Source organism: uncultured Nostoc sp., from assembly GCF_964247315.1.
Taxonomy (GTDB): Bacteria; Cyanobacteriota; Cyanobacteriia; order Cyanobacteriales; family Nostocaceae; genus Nostoc.
This window is the reverse complement of record NZ_CAXTTT010000008.1, coordinates 57,752-73,210: the sequence shown is the minus strand read 5'-3', so window position 1 is coordinate 73,210 and position 15,459 is coordinate 57,752. Positions and strand designations below refer to the sequence as shown.

Here is a 15,459-nt window from a genome sequence, read left to right as displayed (position 1 = left end):
AAGATATCGCTCGAATCCATAACTAGTAACTTGAGTTATTCAAAGTTAGGAGTAGAAACGCACATCTGTACGTCTCTACTGGTGGTTTAGGACTTGCTACTGGTGACTGCTTCGTTTAAAACTAACTCCGGTTCTGGTGTCTTCTCTTCTTCTTCTGGCAAACCGAAAATTGACCTGTACAACTTCACATACTGCTTGGCAGATTGATACCAACTAAAATCTTGACTCATGCCCCGTTTTTGTAGTTCTTGCCATTGCGGTTTGAAACGGAAGCCTTCCCAAGCCCGGATCATAGAGGTGAAAAGGTCTAACGGTTCATAACGATCAAAGCAATAACCAGTACCAGCAGCATTTTCAGGGTCGTGATGGGTTACGGTGTCAACTAATCCACCTGTGCGGCGAACAATCGGCACAGAACCATAGCGCAAAGCCATCATTTGGCTAATACCGCATGGTTCAAAACGACTGGGCATCAAAAAGGCATCAGTCCCAGCGTAGATCCGACGAGACAAGGCATCGTTATACAGCAAGTAAGTTGCTATACGTCCGGGAAAGCGGGATGCTAACTGCCACATCTGAGTTTCATAGTAGCGATCGCCTGTACCCAACAGCACAAACTGTGCATCTGTATAAGATAAAAAGCGATCAAGGATTTGTAATATCAAATCAATGCCTTTTTGTTCCACTAATCGCGTCACAATCCCAATGAAAAAGGCTTTGGAGTTGACTTCTAACCCTAGTTCTTCTTGCAAAGCAATTTTGTTGGCTTTGCGTTTTTCTAAAGTATCAGCAGTGAAGGTTTGGGCAATATATTTGTCATTTTCTGGATTATAAACTTCGGTATCAATACCGTTAATAATCCCAGATAATTTACCGCTAATAAAAGACAGCAAACCTTCTAATGTTTCACCGTAAGTAGGTGTCTTGATTTGCTCGGCGTATGTAGGCGAAACTGTATTTACCTGATTGGCAAATTGTACCGCCGCCGCCATTGTGTTGTGTCCTTGCATATACCAGGGACACCAAGTAATTTTCTCTAAATACCAACGCCACGGCCCTTGATAAGCTAGGTTATGGATAGTAAACACTGTGGTGATATCAGGATCTTGGTGCATCCACACCGGAATCATCCCCGTATGCCAATCGTGGCAATGGATAATATCTGGCTTCCAGTAATTCCAGGCAAACTCGGCTGCACCATTAGCAAACAATGTGAACCGCCAATCTTCATCATCTCCAGAATAGATGCGGCGTGGCATGAAGGCCGGATGTCCAAATAAGTACAAGGGAACATCAGTACCAGGCAGAATACTTTCATACACTGCAAAATGCTGGAACATCGCATCTCCCCACCAGATGGGTTCATAGGGAATTTCCATTTTGTCTGGCAGGAAGCCGTAGTAAGGCAAGAATATCCGCACATCATGCCCCATTTCTCTCAGAACTTTGGGTAATGCCCCGACAACATCACCCATTCCTCCTACTTTCGCAACTGGTGCTGCCTCTGCTGCAACAAATAGAATCCGCATGGTAATTTTTGCTTCCCTGAGTCTATATTGTCAAATTAACTTTGTGAAATCCCGACCAACGCGACTTGTCGCGTCTGGCACATCAGTGCAATGGCGATCAATTCTTATCTAATCACATCGCCTTGCCCAATTGCTTAGGAACCGCGCTGAATCACCGCAAAAATTTCTGATAAAATTTCTTGCGCTCCCTGTTGTCGCAACAGTTCTGCTAGTTCTTGACCTAATGCTTCGGCGTTATTGGCAATCCCGGTAACGGTATCTTTGACGAACTTTTGACCATCTACACTGGCGACTATCCCGGTTAAGGTCAAATTCTCACCAGATATTTCTGTATTTACACCGATAGGTACTTGACAGCCGCCCTCTAAAGAGCGGAGGAAAGATCGTTCGGCGAGACAGCGATCGCGTGTTTGGGGATGTTCGATCGCTTTGAGTAGAGATAGCAATTCACTATCATCAGCACGGCATTCTATCCCTAAAGCACCTTGTCCCACAGCGTGGAGGGAGATTTCTTTGGGGAGAATTTGGTGAGTGCGATCGCTCATTCCCAATCTCTCTAACCCTGCTGCTGCCAAAATCAAAGCATCGTATTCACCTGCATCCAGTTTTGCCAACCGTGTAATTAAGTTTCCCCGCACATCCTTAAAGGTAAAGTGGGGAAAGTGATGGCGTAACTGTGCTAACCGCCGCAGCGAAGATGTACCAATTACTGCACCTTCTGGCAACGTATCGATTTGTTTATCTTTGTGCTTTTCATGCACCACTAATGCATCTGCTGGGTTTTCTCGTTCAGTAATTGCTGCTAACGTTAACCCTTCTGGTAAGTGAGTCGGCAAATCCTTGAGAGAATGAACCGCAAAGTCAATCTCTTGATTGAGCATTCCGATCTCAAGTTCTTTAGTAAAAAGACCTTTATCGCCAATCTTAGCTAAGGCTACATCCAAGATTTTATCGCCTTGGGTAGACATGGTATGGACTTCAAAAGTGATATCTGGATAGCAATTCTTGAGTTGCTCTTGTACCCAGTAGGTCTGAACCAGAGCAAGTTGGCTTTTGCGCGAACCAATCCGAATAGTGCGTGGGGGACTAGAAATAACTGAAGTCATAAAACAATATAATATCGCAGGCGATAAATTCACTCTCATCTAGACTACCGTAGTCAGTGACTCATACGAATTTTGGGTTTTGGATTTGGGATTTTGGATTACAATTCTTTACCAAAAGCTTGTTTTAGGAATCTTAAATAATACTAAGGAAGGTGGATTTAATAGAGTGCAAAACTTTGAATCCCGTAGGGTACGTTAGATACGTAACATCCCATCTCTGATTAAAAGTGTTTTAATGCTACTGATAATACTTAGCGGAATTAGGGGTGTAGGAGATAGGGTGTAAGGAAAAGAAAAGTTCATGCCCGGGGTGAGTTTAAAGCCCATCAAAAAAGGGTGTATTAAAAAACACCTAATATTCAGTGGTGTGTGGGGTAGGAAAAAAGCAAGAAAACTAGACTTTTGAGTGCGAATATTAAGGAAACTCCAAAAAATAAATTATCCAATTTCACGCCTATCAAAACGCTAAAACTGCAACAAATGCGTAGGTTAAGAAGCTATATTGCGATCGCTTGCATTCAATCGCCATAATAAGAAGAAAGTTGGGGACGTTTGTTTATTGCACTAAAATATGTGTGCTTAAATAGCCCATCACCTCGCGGGGATTGAGGTTGGTAGCACTAGCGATCGCCCTTGATTCGCTGGTAAAAAAGAGCGATCGCTATCAGCATATAAAGAAAGTACCAATAGTGTTATGGTATACTTTTGCAAAGGTAACAATTATTATTTTTAATTCTTCGTTCTAGTGTTAGAGCAACTTGGGCAATGTTATTATTATTACTCTGTTTAGAACCCCAACGGCGACGTTCTTAATACAGCTCGACATTACCCAAAAGATTATTGACAAGAAAGCGGATTATATGGTTGCGCTCAAACTCATAACTCATAATGTATTTTCCCGGTAAAAGTAAAAATAAATTTCAAACCGGAGTTAAATGGTTAGTTTGGTCTGCAATTCTAACTTTGGTAGGTACTGGTGGTTGGTTTATGTATATCAAAAGTTTCAATAAATCAACTCAACCCGTAGCAGTGCCTACAATCAGCGTAGACTCTGATGACGTAGAAATTACAATTAATGAAAGTGGCACCTTAGAATTGGGAAATCAAAAAGCCCTGAAGTCTCCTGGAGAAGTGACGATAGAAAGGGTGTTAATAAAACTGGGCGATCGTGTTAAGTCTAGTCAGCAATTAGTGATTTTTCGCAACCCAGAAGGACAAAAAAATCTTACTGACTCTGATTTAAGAATTCGCAAACAGGAACTCATCGTAGTACGCAGTCGGGAGAAAGTTGTGGAAGCGCAGAACAAGCTTGCCACAGAGCAAAAGGAGCTGCAGGAGCCCTTAACACAAAAACAGCTAGAAATCCAAGAACAGGAGCTAAACTTAGCACGTAGCCGCGATCAAGTTGTTGATGCAAAAGAAAAACAGGTTGCGGCGATCAAGGAACTTCAGGATGTGGAAGTTTTGGCAGCAAAAGGCTTTATTTCGAGCAATGAACTCGAACAGCAACAAGAAAAAGTCCGTGAAACAAGGTCTACCGTCAAACAGGCTGAATTAACAATCACTAGCGAAACGCTTAAACTCCAGCGTCTGAATTTGGAGTTGAAGCACCAAACAGAAGAGCAACAGAAGGTTGTGGATGCACACTCACAGCTGCGAGAAACTCTCTCAACACTCAACACTGAAAGTGAGGAACTCCGACGCCTACAAGTAGAGAGACAAAATCTTCAGAAGGAACTACAAAAAAACATACTCACCGCACCCTTCGCTGGTAAAGTCCTTGATTTAAAAATCCAGGATGGGGACGGTGTAAAATCTGGTGATCCGTTACTTACCTTAGGCGATCCGACGCAAGAAATTGTGAAACTAGAGCTAGTGACTCTAGATGCTGCCAAAGTCAAAATCAACCAACCAGTGCAGATCAAAGTTCTTGGTCCCAATGCTCAGGAATTTAGTGGACGAGTCACCAGTTTGTATCCCCAGGCGATTGGTTCTGGGGGCAGCGGATTAAGTTTTGGTTTATCAGGTTCAGCTAAAGTCCCCGCCACTATCAAGTTAGACAAACCTAGTGGTACTTTAATCCCTGGTAGCCAAGTCAGTGTTGAAATTATCGTACAGCAACGGCAGAAGGTAGTAGCTGTAAACATAGAAGCAATTCAACGCTCCGAACCAGAGCCTTTTGTCTGGGTACAGGACAACCAAGGCTTGGTTCAAAAGCGGAAAGTCACCCTTGGACTAGAAGGACCAACCAAGGTAGAAATAAAATCCGGCTTAAAACTAGGTGAAAAAATCATTCTTTCCCCACCTGAAATTGAACTTCAACCAGGAATGCCAGTTACAAAAATTCCATGAGTCCCCAATCACCAGGGCTTAGAGGTTTCCTGTGAGGTTGGAAAAAAAAAGATGGCTTGAAATCGGGATCTCTCCATCTTTTTATCTCATCTCCCCATCTCCCCATTCTGCTTATGAGCCTTTCTCCCCTAGACCTGATCAGACTCACCAGTAACTCACTACGTAGTAATCTACTGCGTTCTTTCCTTACCACCCTCGGCGTATTCATGGGTGTGGCGGCGGTGAATGCAACGCTACAGGTGGGTAGCATTAGTCGGGCGATGATTGCCAAGCAGTTGTCAGAAACAGAAGCGCCTCAAATCTTTGTTATTGTGCTGGGAGAACAAATCAGGGGACCAAACTTAGAAGACATGGAATTCTTGCGCCAACGACTTAAAGGTTTGCAAGGAGTTAGTGCTTCTAGTTATGTGTCTTCTCAACAAGTTTCATTTTACGGTCGACAAGCCCAGCCTAATATACAGGCTGTTACCAAAGATTACTTGCTGACTTCAGGCCGAAAACTCAAAGCAGGTCGCGCCTTTTCAACTGCTGATTTTGCCAACTACCGCTCCGTAGCGGTGATTGATGAATTTTTATCACAGCAACTTTTTCAAGGTCAAAATCCTATAGGTAAACTGATTTATACTACAGCAAGACCCTGTTTGGTTGTGGGAGTTATGGAGAGCAAATCACAGATGAGTGGCGAGAAACCTACAGGTGCTTTACTGATGCCTATATCAACTTACAGCGCTATGACGGGCAAGCAAACTATTAACTCAATCTCAATACGTCCGCGAAACCTCGAAGACATGAAAAACATCAAAGAGCAAGCAGAGAAAATATTAAAAGAACGTTTTCCAGGTGGAGAAGTCTACGCTACAAGCAATGTGGAAGCAATCTTTAAGCAAAAAGAAACTTTGGATTTGGCAACGCAGGCACTAACTGTTGTGGGGGTAATCGCACTACTAATTGGCGGTGTGGGTATTGCCAATATTACCATAGCCGCCATCATTGAGCGGACTTCAGAAATTGGTTTAAGACGAGCGCTCGGTGCAACTAAAACTAATATTTTGTCGCAATTTATTTTGGAAGCAGCAATTTTAAGCCTGGTGGGGGGAATTGCCGCTATCATCACAGTATATAGTTTGACATTGATGGTTGTTAATGCGTTTGAGTTGCCTTACCAATTTGAGAGCGAAACCGCTGCATTATCATTGGGTGCAGCTTTGGTGGTAGGCGTAGGTGCTTGTTTTCTCCCCGCTTTACGCGCTAGTCAACTCGATCCAGTTAAAGCATTACGTGAGGCGTAGAAAATCAGCAAAAAGACAAGGAAAGCAATTCACAATTAGTAATTAGCAATCCGAAATGGTATTAATATGCATCGGCATTCTCAAGAAAATTCCAAATCCTCAACCCGTTGGTCTTTTATTTCTATTTTGTTTTGCAGTCTTAATTGGGTAGGTGTTCTTGCTACAACTTTAGGCGTTGCAGTAGTGTTTATTCCTGCTGTTCGGACACAATTAATTATTAAATCTAACCAAATTGAAACAAAAAAAAATCAAATTCAAATTCAGCAGCAATTAACAGTGCCGCCTATTATTGAAAAAAATAATATTAGCCAAAGTCAGCAACCTAAAACCTCTGAAAGAAAGGCTATCCCCTTTGCTAAAGAAGTTATACCATTTAATCAAATATTTGCCCTTGCTGATTCCTCGAACAACCAAAGGGAGCTATCCAAAATACCTCCACCAAAAACGTCTTTACTACCACTTACCAATTCCCAAGCTCTGATTTTGAATCCCCACAGCCAACCACAAATAACGCCAGCTTTTTCAGATCCAGTTTCACTATTAGCTCAGAAGAGTTCTTTCAAGCTAGCTCAACAGCGGTCAGCACCTCAAAATCAAATAGAAAGTCAAATAATTAATGAAACTAATCCTCAATCAAATTTACCTATTAATCAACCACCAAATCCGCAAGAAATTAAACTGAAACTTGCAGATGTTATTGTCCTGGTTTTAGCGAATAACAGAACAATTAAAAATGCCTATCTCGATAGAATTATTCAAAGAAAAGACTTGCAGGTTGCAGAAAATAAATTTGCACCTTACTTCACACCAAGTTTGTCATTTACGGTGGATCAACTTGGTAATAATGGAATCACATCAGGTAATCCGGGAGTGGATCTAGATACACAAATTTCTGTAAAAATTCCCACAGGTGGAGAGGTTAGTTTTGGATGGACAAACAATAATCAATTTTCAAATCTTAATGACAATAGCTTCCTACAGAGTTTAAATCTAGGTTTTAGCCAACCTTTATTAAGGGGAGCCGGGACTCAAATCAATAAAGCTGATATTAAAGCTGCTCAATTAAATGAACAAAATAATATTCTCGGTTTAAAATCTATATTAAGTGAAACGATTACGAATGCCATCCTGGCATACCGTGAGTTACTTCAGGCACAGGAAAGACTGAAAATTCAGCAACTGGCACTAAAAAATGCCGAAGATTCATTACAAATCACGCAAGCTTTAATCAACGCAGGTAGAGAAGCACCGATCGCCATTATCCAAAATCAGGCATCTGTAGCTAATCAGGAAGTAAGTGTATTAGCCGCTCAGAATCAGCTTGAGGGGAGAAAGTTAGCTCTTTTGCAAATTCTTGATATCGATCAAAATACCAAGATTTTTGCGGCTGAACTTCCGACGATCAAACCGACGATTCTGGAATTTAACAACCTCAAGGAAATAGCATTAAAAAATCAACCCAGTTATTTGCAATCACAGCTAAACCTGGAAAGAAGTAAAATTGAAGTGTTGCTGGCAGACAATGATAAACGCTGGGATTTAAATTTTAATGTTAGTTTAAATAATACTACTAATACATCAACTGATGTTAGAACCGGAATAAGTTTAAGCCGATCATTTGGTGATTTAAGTCGAGAACAAAGACCGGAGCGATCGCGCATTGAATTACGCAAAGCACAAATCTCTTTAGAGGATTCACGGTCAACTTTAGAAATTCAATTAGCAGACATAATTAGAGATGTTAATTTGAGTTTTTCTCAAGTTAAACTTGCTCAACAAGCTACGGAATTATCTGAAAAACAACTTGATGTTGAGCAACAAAAACAGAAATTGGGCAGGGGTTCAGGAATATTCCAGATTATTCAACAGCAAACTGCTTTAGTAGAAGCAAGAAATGCTGAACTCGATGCAACTATTAACTATCTCAATACTTTGACCAACCTTGACTTATTACTTGGCACTACATTAAACACTTGGCAAGTAACCATCGAAAATTAATCATTCGTAGTAATCGTTGAAAGGATAGTATTATCAGGTTAACGTCCTGTCTATTGACAGCAAATATTTGCTTTTGATTAAGAGAAAACTCCAGCCAGGGTTAAAAAACTGGTGGATGAGATGGCGAAAGTAGTTTTACATAAACCAAGGTTCAACTCTCAAGACTATGTGAAGAAAGATGTACTAGGCTAAAACCCTCTTCCCTTTTGCCTCTTGGCTCCTGTTTTATCTTAACTAAAATTTTACGCAGACTTAATTATTAATCTTATACATCTATTTAAAGGTAACGAAGTACACAATTTAGGTTTTAAAGCTAGGTAAAAAGCCTATTTTTCTTCTGAAGAAAGTAATTATGACTCCGGAATTATGCTGTATTACATTAGATTAATTTAATTTTTTTATGCACATCTACTGATGAAAAGATGGTACTATTGTGTTAGCGCACTGCCTATTGAGAGCAAATAACTGCTGTTGATTGGGATAAAACTCCAGTTCGGGTCAAAAAACTAGTGGAGTCGATAGCGCAAGTAGTTTTACATAGAATCAAGTTCTACCCTCAAGAGCTAAAAACATGATTAACGCACATTTCAAAAAAGTTGCCGCTTTAACTCTCGGATCTCTGCTTACTTTCTCTAGTTCGACATTTGCAAGTACATCTAATGTTAAAGTAATAAACCATGCAACACGTTTGGGTAACTCCGAGCTCCTTACTGCTACCCTACCACCTCTAAAAGATAATATGGCGTTCGCAAGATCGATAGCCCTTGCGAAATCTGCATTGGGTCCAGCTCAAGCTGCTGCTAGTTCAGCAGCTATTGCTGGACCTAAAAAACAAGCTTTAGCTGAGTCTATTGCTAAAGCCACAACATTGATAGGGAGTGCTGTTGCTACTTCTGATTCAACTGCTACAAGTGACATAAAGGCAACTGCTCTTTCGCTATCCAAAGCAGAAACAACCCTTGGTGATGCGCTGGCTATAGCGAATTCAGATGCTATTAGTGGTCCTGGCAAACCAGCTATTGCTAAATCACTAGCCAGTGCAGAAACAGCTGTGGGCGCTGCGGCGGCTGTTGCTCTGAGCTCTGCCTCATAAAACTAAGAGGATGTTTTAAAAATCATTGGCGAATATAATTCGCTACTACACAAGCTCTCGTCCACCTCCGTGGAAAGTATGCAAAATCAAGGATTTGCTAACCTTCGGCAGGTTTTGTTTTGTGTAACCAAGCCACTGCGTTGAGCAAGTTTCCCCACTTGTTAGCGTAGCGTCTCTGACAGGAGAAGCAAGTGAGATGCAATTTATAATCGCCAAGATAGATAAAATCAACTTTTAAAATATCCTCTAATCTCGACTTTATCCAAATCCAAGAACGTAAGCCTTGAAATCGGAGAAAAGTTCTGGCTTTGTGGCAAAAATTTTTTCCTACATGACTAGTTTTGATGAAATCAAAAAAGTCAAAACCTAAGTTTCATAAAAATTTTAGGCTATGTAAACTTGTCTTGTGAAAATGGATAAAGTTGAGTTAATAAGTGACATAGTTGAAGATGAAGAGACAGTTGAATTGAAGAGCAACTTTTGTCAGCACAATTCAACCTAGTACCGCAAGGCAGAATTCAAAATTTTTGCATTCGTCTTGGAAAGTTATGAGCAGTGGTTTCCTTTGCTCAGACTTGACGCAAAATTTAAAATGAATACAACATAAACGTTTCATTGATTTTGAATGAGTGGTTTATTTACGCCGTGCTGTACTAGAAAGCGTTCTCTTGACAGGAGGGTTTCCCCTGGCGCTCAAAACCCTTGAGTTCAGCGAGGATGAACCCATCCTCTAGTTTTTTAAATCAGGAGATGAGCAGGATGAAAAACAATTGCTTTAGTAAAGTACCTCTTCTAGCGATCAGCTTGCTGGTAATTTCCTCAGGTCAGGCATTATCATTGTCATCTAACAACAAAGACTTAAGTCATGGGGATGGACTAGGTAAGGCCGAGTTAGCGAGCGCTCAAGACAATATATCGCTAGGTTTTGCTATTAGCGTTGCGGCGAAAGCATTAGATACAGTAGTAGTTAAATCTCAAACGGTGGCAAGGAGCATACCAGTAAACGTCCCATCAGAGTACAGAGATATTGTCTTACCGAAGCTTCAACAAGCCGTACAATCTCTAGCTAGAGCTGAAAGTTCAGCTCAGAAGGGAGATAACACTCAAGTGGCTAGGGCGCTATCTATAGCAGTAACGTTTCTGGGTGAGGCTCGAGCTGACGCCGTAGCGGATACTGGTACTGTGCAAGCAATAACTCAAGTTATTGTTAAAGCAAATGAAGCTCTAGCTATAGCAACAGGTAAGTCTTCAACTTAGAGTTAAACCTCATTTAGATTAAAACCTGTAGTTTTTAGAATGTTGGCTGAAAAGCTAATATAGACTTCATGGCACCAATCCGGGGTTTTTGTACGCTAAGAAATTTTTAAGTGCCTGAAACGACGATTTTTGGTTCAAACTAGATCAAAACTAGCACAATAACATAGTTATCTCACCAATTTTATGGTAGAAAGCACTTGCTGAAAAGCTTACCCTATCTTAGTTTCAGCCTTAACGTACAAGAGTGCTGTTTCAAAAGGCTAACCCGCAATTTAATGAAGTCGATGTAATAGTGCCCTTGTTGTCGAACATGGGCTGCTTGTAGCTTTTGAGTTGTCGTTGTGCAAGACAATAACTCTACTACATCAGCCCTATTTTTCATCCTCTTTTTTTGGCAAAGCTATTGTTCATCAACTCAATTTCTCAAGATTCCCATCTGCGGATGCGATCGCACTGATCGGCAATCAATAATCCCTAAAGATAAAGGGTAAGAGCAGGTATTTTGCTATCTCGTTGTTTATCAGCTTGCCGATTCTTTTGGAGAATTGGCATTACCAACTTTGCTTTGATACCGAACTGTTTCACGAAGTCTGCACGACATGGTTCTATATCTCTATCACTTCAATTTGACTTGGAAAGTAATCCAGTTGATATTGAATTTTAAGAATATAAAGAATTCTCAAAGCTAATTACCTTGAATGCGCTTATAACAAATGAATTTATAGCTACAGCGATGTACTAGATAGCGCGTTTATTCTTTGATAAACAGCTTATAATTATCAATAATGGTGGTTTGAAATTCCAATCAGAGCAAAATTTACAGATAGGTGATAAGGCATTTATTGTAAATTTGTATTCTAAAAACTATTCAATACCTGGAGCTATGCCTGTTTGGCAAGGAGTCAGATTTAAAATTTGTGATCCTCACTTTCAAATAGCTGTTTCAAAGATCAATGGCAATATGAGTTACGCTTTGGCTTGGTCAGTCGATTCACTTTGAATGCAGCAAAAGCTTAGAGGAGCTATTTTAACTGTCTCAAATAATCAAGCGAAAATTTGAAATGTTTGATGAAGGGCAACTTAATAAATCAAATGTAGTGAATGATCGCAAGATATTGGTGAGGCATTCAAAGCTTACTATTACCACTCAACTTCATCATTATAAACCCAATTATAGAAGTAGGTATACATCAAAAACATTAACAATTTTTATCAAATTTATAAATTTTTTAGTTTCTATCTCTAAATGTTAACAATCGAACTTACTGATATAGCCAAATCTGGAAATGCTTTTGGGGAAATTGTACCTCTAGTTAAGGTTGTTTTTGAGGCATACTCTCCATCTTGAGGATCTCCAAATACTACAACTTATCGCTTTCTAAGATTAACTACCCAATATTCAGGAATCTCTACTTCAGCATAGACTTTGATCTTTAATTCCTGTAATTGTTGGGTACGCAGTTTTGTGATATTTTCCAGACAACCAAAATAAATGGTAAAGGCAATACTTCCTCCCTCATATCTGCTTCTCTGAAACTCACAATTGGTATCTCGAAACTTGATCCATGCTAGCTGTGCAGCAATTAATTTCTGTTTCCTAAAGCTTTTTAACGTAGTTAGTAATTGTTGAACTTGATTCAGTTTTTTATCTGCATTCTGATAAGATAACTTTGTGCATTCATTAATTGCTATTTGAAAAAGAGAGGATTATTACAGTTGAGCTTTTGAGTTACAAGTATCTGAGGTAAATTAGGCGCTGTAACTGCTATGGTAATAGTGCGGGTATCTAAACTGCTGAGAGTTAGCATACTTGCCAAAAATAGTAATAATTGACGCATGGTAAAATTTTTCTTTAAGTATAGACAAAAAATACCACAATACGTATCAGCATCAGTATGTTTCAACGCAGAAGACTTCTAAACTTGTGACGAAAAGGTAAACCAGCCGTCAGAAGGAAGTTTAAATTTCACAAGAATGCTAAAAAGAATTTGGTATTTTAGCAATCTAAGTTTAGCTTTTATATTTTATGAATCGTTCCGCCTGTCTCATCTTCAATCCAGTTGCGGGTCAGGGCGACCCAGATACAGAGCTAGCAGAAATTCGGGCAATATTAGAGCCAGATATCGATCTAGATATTTATTTTACAACTGAAGAAATCGATGCTGACCAACTGGCATATCAAGCGTTAGAGCGAGGAGTAGAGGCAATCATTGCTTCCGGGGGGGATGGTACTCTCTCAATAGCGGCGGCAGCGTTAGTGGGAACTGATATCCCGTTTGGGATCATTTCCAGAGGAACAGCGAATGCTTTTGCCACAGCCTTAGGAATTCCTGACACGATCGCAGGTGCGTGTCAAACAATTTTACAGGGAGCAACCACCCATGTAGATGTAGCCTATTGCAACGATCGGCCAATGGTACTCTTGGCAGGGATTGGCTTTGAAGCTGAAACTGTAGAATTGGCAGACCGAGATGCCAAGAATCGTTTCGGGATGATGGCCTACGTTTTGGCAGGAATCCAGCAATTAAGAAATTTAAAAAACTTTGATGTCGAAATTGAAACTGAAGATAGGATAATTAAAACTAGCGCCTGTGCAGTCACAGTAGCAAATGCCGCGCCTCCCACTTCCGTTTTGGCTCAAGGCCCAGCAGGTCTAATTTATGATGATGGGTTACTAGATTTAACAATTGTCGCTCCAACTAACAAGGCAGGAGCGATCGCCGCCACATTTCATCTATTTCAAACAGCTTCTACAGGTAACGCCGTAGAACGAGATGATATTGGCTTCCTGCGAGCCAAACAATTTAAAATTACAACTGAGCCACCACAAAAAGTTGTTCTAGATGGTGAAATAGTAGGCAAAACACCTGTAGAAATTAAGTGTGTACCAGCAGGCTTAAGAATTTTCGTGCCATTAGTAGAAGAAGTTGAGCCTACCGAAAAACTAGAGGGACTTCCTAATCTGACTATTGAGATGAAAGATACAGCAGGAGAATAAGGGCAGGGGGCATGGAGCATTGGGCATTGGGGAAAAGGAGAAAGATTTGTTGCAAGTTCTCACCTGTTGTCCCCTTGTATCCTCTGCTCCCCTTCAATTGAAAACTCAGGAGTAGGTTGCATTGAAACTTGTATCTGATCCAACGATCGCTAATAAAATTCGGAAAATGAATCAGCGGGTACGGTGGCAAGATCCGTTGATTGTAGAACGGAATATCGACCAAACTCGGCTGGTTTTAGAAGATGGTCAAACAGACAATTCTGAGTTCTCATTTTTAGTTGTCGGTGATAGTGGTTCCGGTGCGCATCGGGGACACAATCCCCAGCGACAGGTGGCCGAACTCATGCTGCCCCATCACAATGAATCCCGGTTTATGCTGCATACGGGGGATGTGATTTATTTAGTGGGATCGAGTGAATACTACCAGCAAAACTTCATCCAGCCTTACCGAGAGTTTATCTTGGGCACAGAGCATCGCAAACAGATTGCTTTTGACCAGATGGTTTTTAAGCTGCCCATTTTACCTGTGCCGGGAAATCACGATTACTATAACTTGCCGATTTTATTGAGCTTGGCATCCCTAACAACATTACCCATTCGTCACCTGTTGCGATCGCGGTTAGACCTAGATGTGGGCTTGCATGGCTCAGGATGCGGTGACGCTTACGCAAAGGCTTTTCTCGACTATCTGAAGGCGTTTCAGCTTCCAGGAGAGTTAGCCAGTCATTTAGATCGGTACTATACAGCCAAGACAGATACAGGTCGTTGTCTCTCTTATCAACCTGGACAATTTACCCGTCTTCCCAATCGCTATTACACTTTTCGCTATGGCGGTATTGATTTCTTTGCTTTAGATTCTAATACATTTAACGATCCACCACCGCTGCCTAGAACAAAAGAAGGTGATGCCGATCGCAAACTCTTAGAAAAACGTCGTGAGGATTTAGAGCAAGAAAAGCTAGAAATCATTGAAAATTCATCAAAGCTTCGTCCTGAAAATCCCAATGAAGCCGATCAATTAGACGACTTCCACGCCAAACTATCACAAATTGAAGAAATTATTGTTGATATCGATAAGCAACTAGCTACGAATAAAACAACGCTGACTGATACTGAACAACTAGACTGGCTCAAGCAAAGATTAATTGAATCTTGGAATAATAGTGAAGTTCGGGGAAGGGTGATTTATTTTCATCATCCACCTTATGTAACTGAGGCGACAAAGTGGCAACAAGCACAAACTCTGATCGTTCGCGATCGCCTGCGTGGTGTACTGGATGCGGTAGCGAAAGAAATCGGTTCCCTGACTCAGGGGCGTCCTTTGGTCGATTTGGTATTAAACGGTCACGCGCACTGCTTGGAACACCTGGAGACAATGGATACAGGACACGCTGATTCTCATATCCACTGGATTGTTTGTGGCGGTAGCGGGTTTAGTTTGCGACGCCAGCGGATTGAGGGAGCAGATTTGATGGAAGAGAAAAAATTAGTGGCGCGATCGCATCTGTTCATCGGTCGCAATGGTCAAGGTTTTCAAAAGCGACGACCTTATTCAGGTTTACGTATTGACGTTAAAGGCGATGGACAGCCCAAGTTTATTGTCCGTCCTTTGGTTGCCGAATGGCATCAGCGGCAATGGCATAATCGTGAACTTGAGCCACTAATCATTTAAGCAATGTGCATTGGAAATTGGGCATTTGTACTGAGCTAACGCGAGTGCGTCTTATAGAGAAGTGTTAGGCAAAAGGCTTAGTTTCATTACACTAATTCTCTAAAATAAGGCAACACATGTAAGCAGGGATTGCCTTACTGCATCTAAATTTCTCAATTGCGAATT

At 40.9% G+C, this 15,459-nt stretch carries 10 protein-coding genes; 7 read left to right on the top strand and 3 right to left on the bottom strand.

Annotated elements, in window-relative coordinates; genetic code table 11:
• Positions 1–86 precede the first annotated feature (86 nt).
• Both glgA and hemC read right to left on the bottom strand, forming a co-directional pair.
• Positions 87–1,529 carry a glycogen synthase GlgA gene (gene glgA, locus ACFE93_RS04500; RefSeq protein ID WP_375472200.1) on the bottom strand — a complete coding sequence of 481 codons (1,443 nt, stop codon included), beginning with the start codon at positions 1,527–1,529 and terminating at the stop codon, positions 87–89.
• 134 nt (positions 1,530–1,663) lie between these two features.
• Positions 1,664–2,635: a hydroxymethylbilane synthase gene (hemC, locus tag ACFE93_RS04495; RefSeq protein WP_375472199.1), complete on the bottom strand. Its 972-nt coding sequence runs from the start codon at positions 2,633–2,635 to the stop codon at positions 1,664–1,666.
• A gap of 888 nt (positions 2,636–3,523) precedes the next feature.
• Here hemC and ACFE93_RS04490 point away from each other — a divergent pair.
• The 5 genes from ACFE93_RS04490 (at position 3,524) to ACFE93_RS04470 (ending at position 10,624) form a co-directional block, all read left to right on the top strand.
• The gene (locus tag ACFE93_RS04490) at positions 3,524–4,987 is read left to right on the top strand and encodes an efflux RND transporter periplasmic adaptor subunit (RefSeq protein ID WP_375472198.1); all 1,464 of its coding nucleotides are present in this window, start codon (positions 3,524–3,526) and stop codon (positions 4,985–4,987) included.
• Between the two features lie 113 nt (positions 4,988–5,100).
• Positions 5,101–6,276, top strand: a complete 1,176-nt coding sequence (locus ACFE93_RS04485) for an ABC transporter permease (RefSeq protein WP_375472197.1) — start codon at positions 5,101–5,103, stop codon at positions 6,274–6,276.
• A gap of 66 nt (positions 6,277–6,342) precedes the next feature.
• Positions 6,343–8,274: a TolC family protein gene (locus ACFE93_RS04480; RefSeq protein ID WP_375472196.1), complete on the top strand. Its 1,932-nt coding sequence runs from the start codon at positions 6,343–6,345 to the stop codon at positions 8,272–8,274.
• A 571-nt stretch (positions 8,275–8,845) separates the two neighbouring features.
• A complete protein-coding gene (locus tag ACFE93_RS04475) occupies positions 8,846–9,367 on the top strand; it encodes a hypothetical protein (protein ID WP_375472195.1) in 522 nt (173 codons plus the stop codon).
• A 759-nt stretch (positions 9,368–10,126) separates the two neighbouring features.
• Positions 10,127–10,624, top strand: a complete 498-nt coding sequence (locus tag ACFE93_RS04470; RefSeq protein ID WP_375472194.1) for a hypothetical protein — start codon at positions 10,127–10,129, stop codon at positions 10,622–10,624.
• Between the two features lie 1,368 nt (positions 10,625–11,992).
• Here ACFE93_RS04470 and ACFE93_RS04465 read toward each other — a convergent pair.
• Positions 11,993–12,265: a lysozyme inhibitor LprI family protein gene (locus ACFE93_RS04465; RefSeq protein WP_375472220.1), complete on the bottom strand. Its 273-nt coding sequence runs from the start codon at positions 12,263–12,265 to the stop codon at positions 11,993–11,995.
• Between the two features lie 385 nt (positions 12,266–12,650).
• Between ACFE93_RS04465 and ACFE93_RS04460 the strand changes: the two genes are divergently transcribed.
• Positions 12,651–13,622, top strand: coding sequence for a YegS/Rv2252/BmrU family lipid kinase (locus ACFE93_RS04460; RefSeq protein WP_375472193.1), 972 nt, complete (start codon positions 12,651–12,653; stop codon positions 13,620–13,622).
• A gap of 121 nt (positions 13,623–13,743) precedes the next feature.
• Positions 13,744–15,294 carry a metallophosphoesterase family protein gene (locus ACFE93_RS04455; protein WP_375472192.1) on the top strand — a complete coding sequence of 517 codons (1,551 nt, stop codon included), beginning with the start codon at positions 13,744–13,746 and terminating at the stop codon, positions 15,292–15,294.
• Positions 15,295–15,459: the final 165 nt, after the last annotated feature.

Bases quoted from the DNA above. Each gene is read 5' to 3' on its own strand.
- glgA (WP_375472200.1), bottom strand. From the start codon at position 1,529: ATGCGGATTCTATTTGTTGCAGCAGAGGCAGCACCAGTTGCGAAAGTA.
- hemC (WP_375472199.1), bottom strand. From the start codon at position 2,635: ATGACTTCAGTTATTTCTAGTCCCCCACGCACTATTCGGATTGGTTCG.
- ACFE93_RS04480 (WP_375472196.1), top strand. From the start codon at position 6,343: ATGCATCGGCATTCTCAAGAAAATTCCAAATCCTCAACCCGTTGGTCT.
- ACFE93_RS04485 (WP_375472197.1), top strand. From the start codon at position 5,101: ATGAGCCTTTCTCCCCTAGACCTGATCAGACTCACCAGTAACTCACTA.
- ACFE93_RS04470 (WP_375472194.1), top strand. From the start codon at position 10,127: ATGAAAAACAATTGCTTTAGTAAAGTACCTCTTCTAGCGATCAGCTTG.
- ACFE93_RS04460 (WP_375472193.1), top strand. From the start codon at position 12,651: ATGAATCGTTCCGCCTGTCTCATCTTCAATCCAGTTGCGGGTCAGGGC.
- ACFE93_RS04490 (WP_375472198.1), top strand. From the start codon at position 3,524: ATGTATTTTCCCGGTAAAAGTAAAAATAAATTTCAAACCGGAGTTAAA.
- ACFE93_RS04475 (WP_375472195.1), top strand. From the start codon at position 8,846: ATGATTAACGCACATTTCAAAAAAGTTGCCGCTTTAACTCTCGGATCT.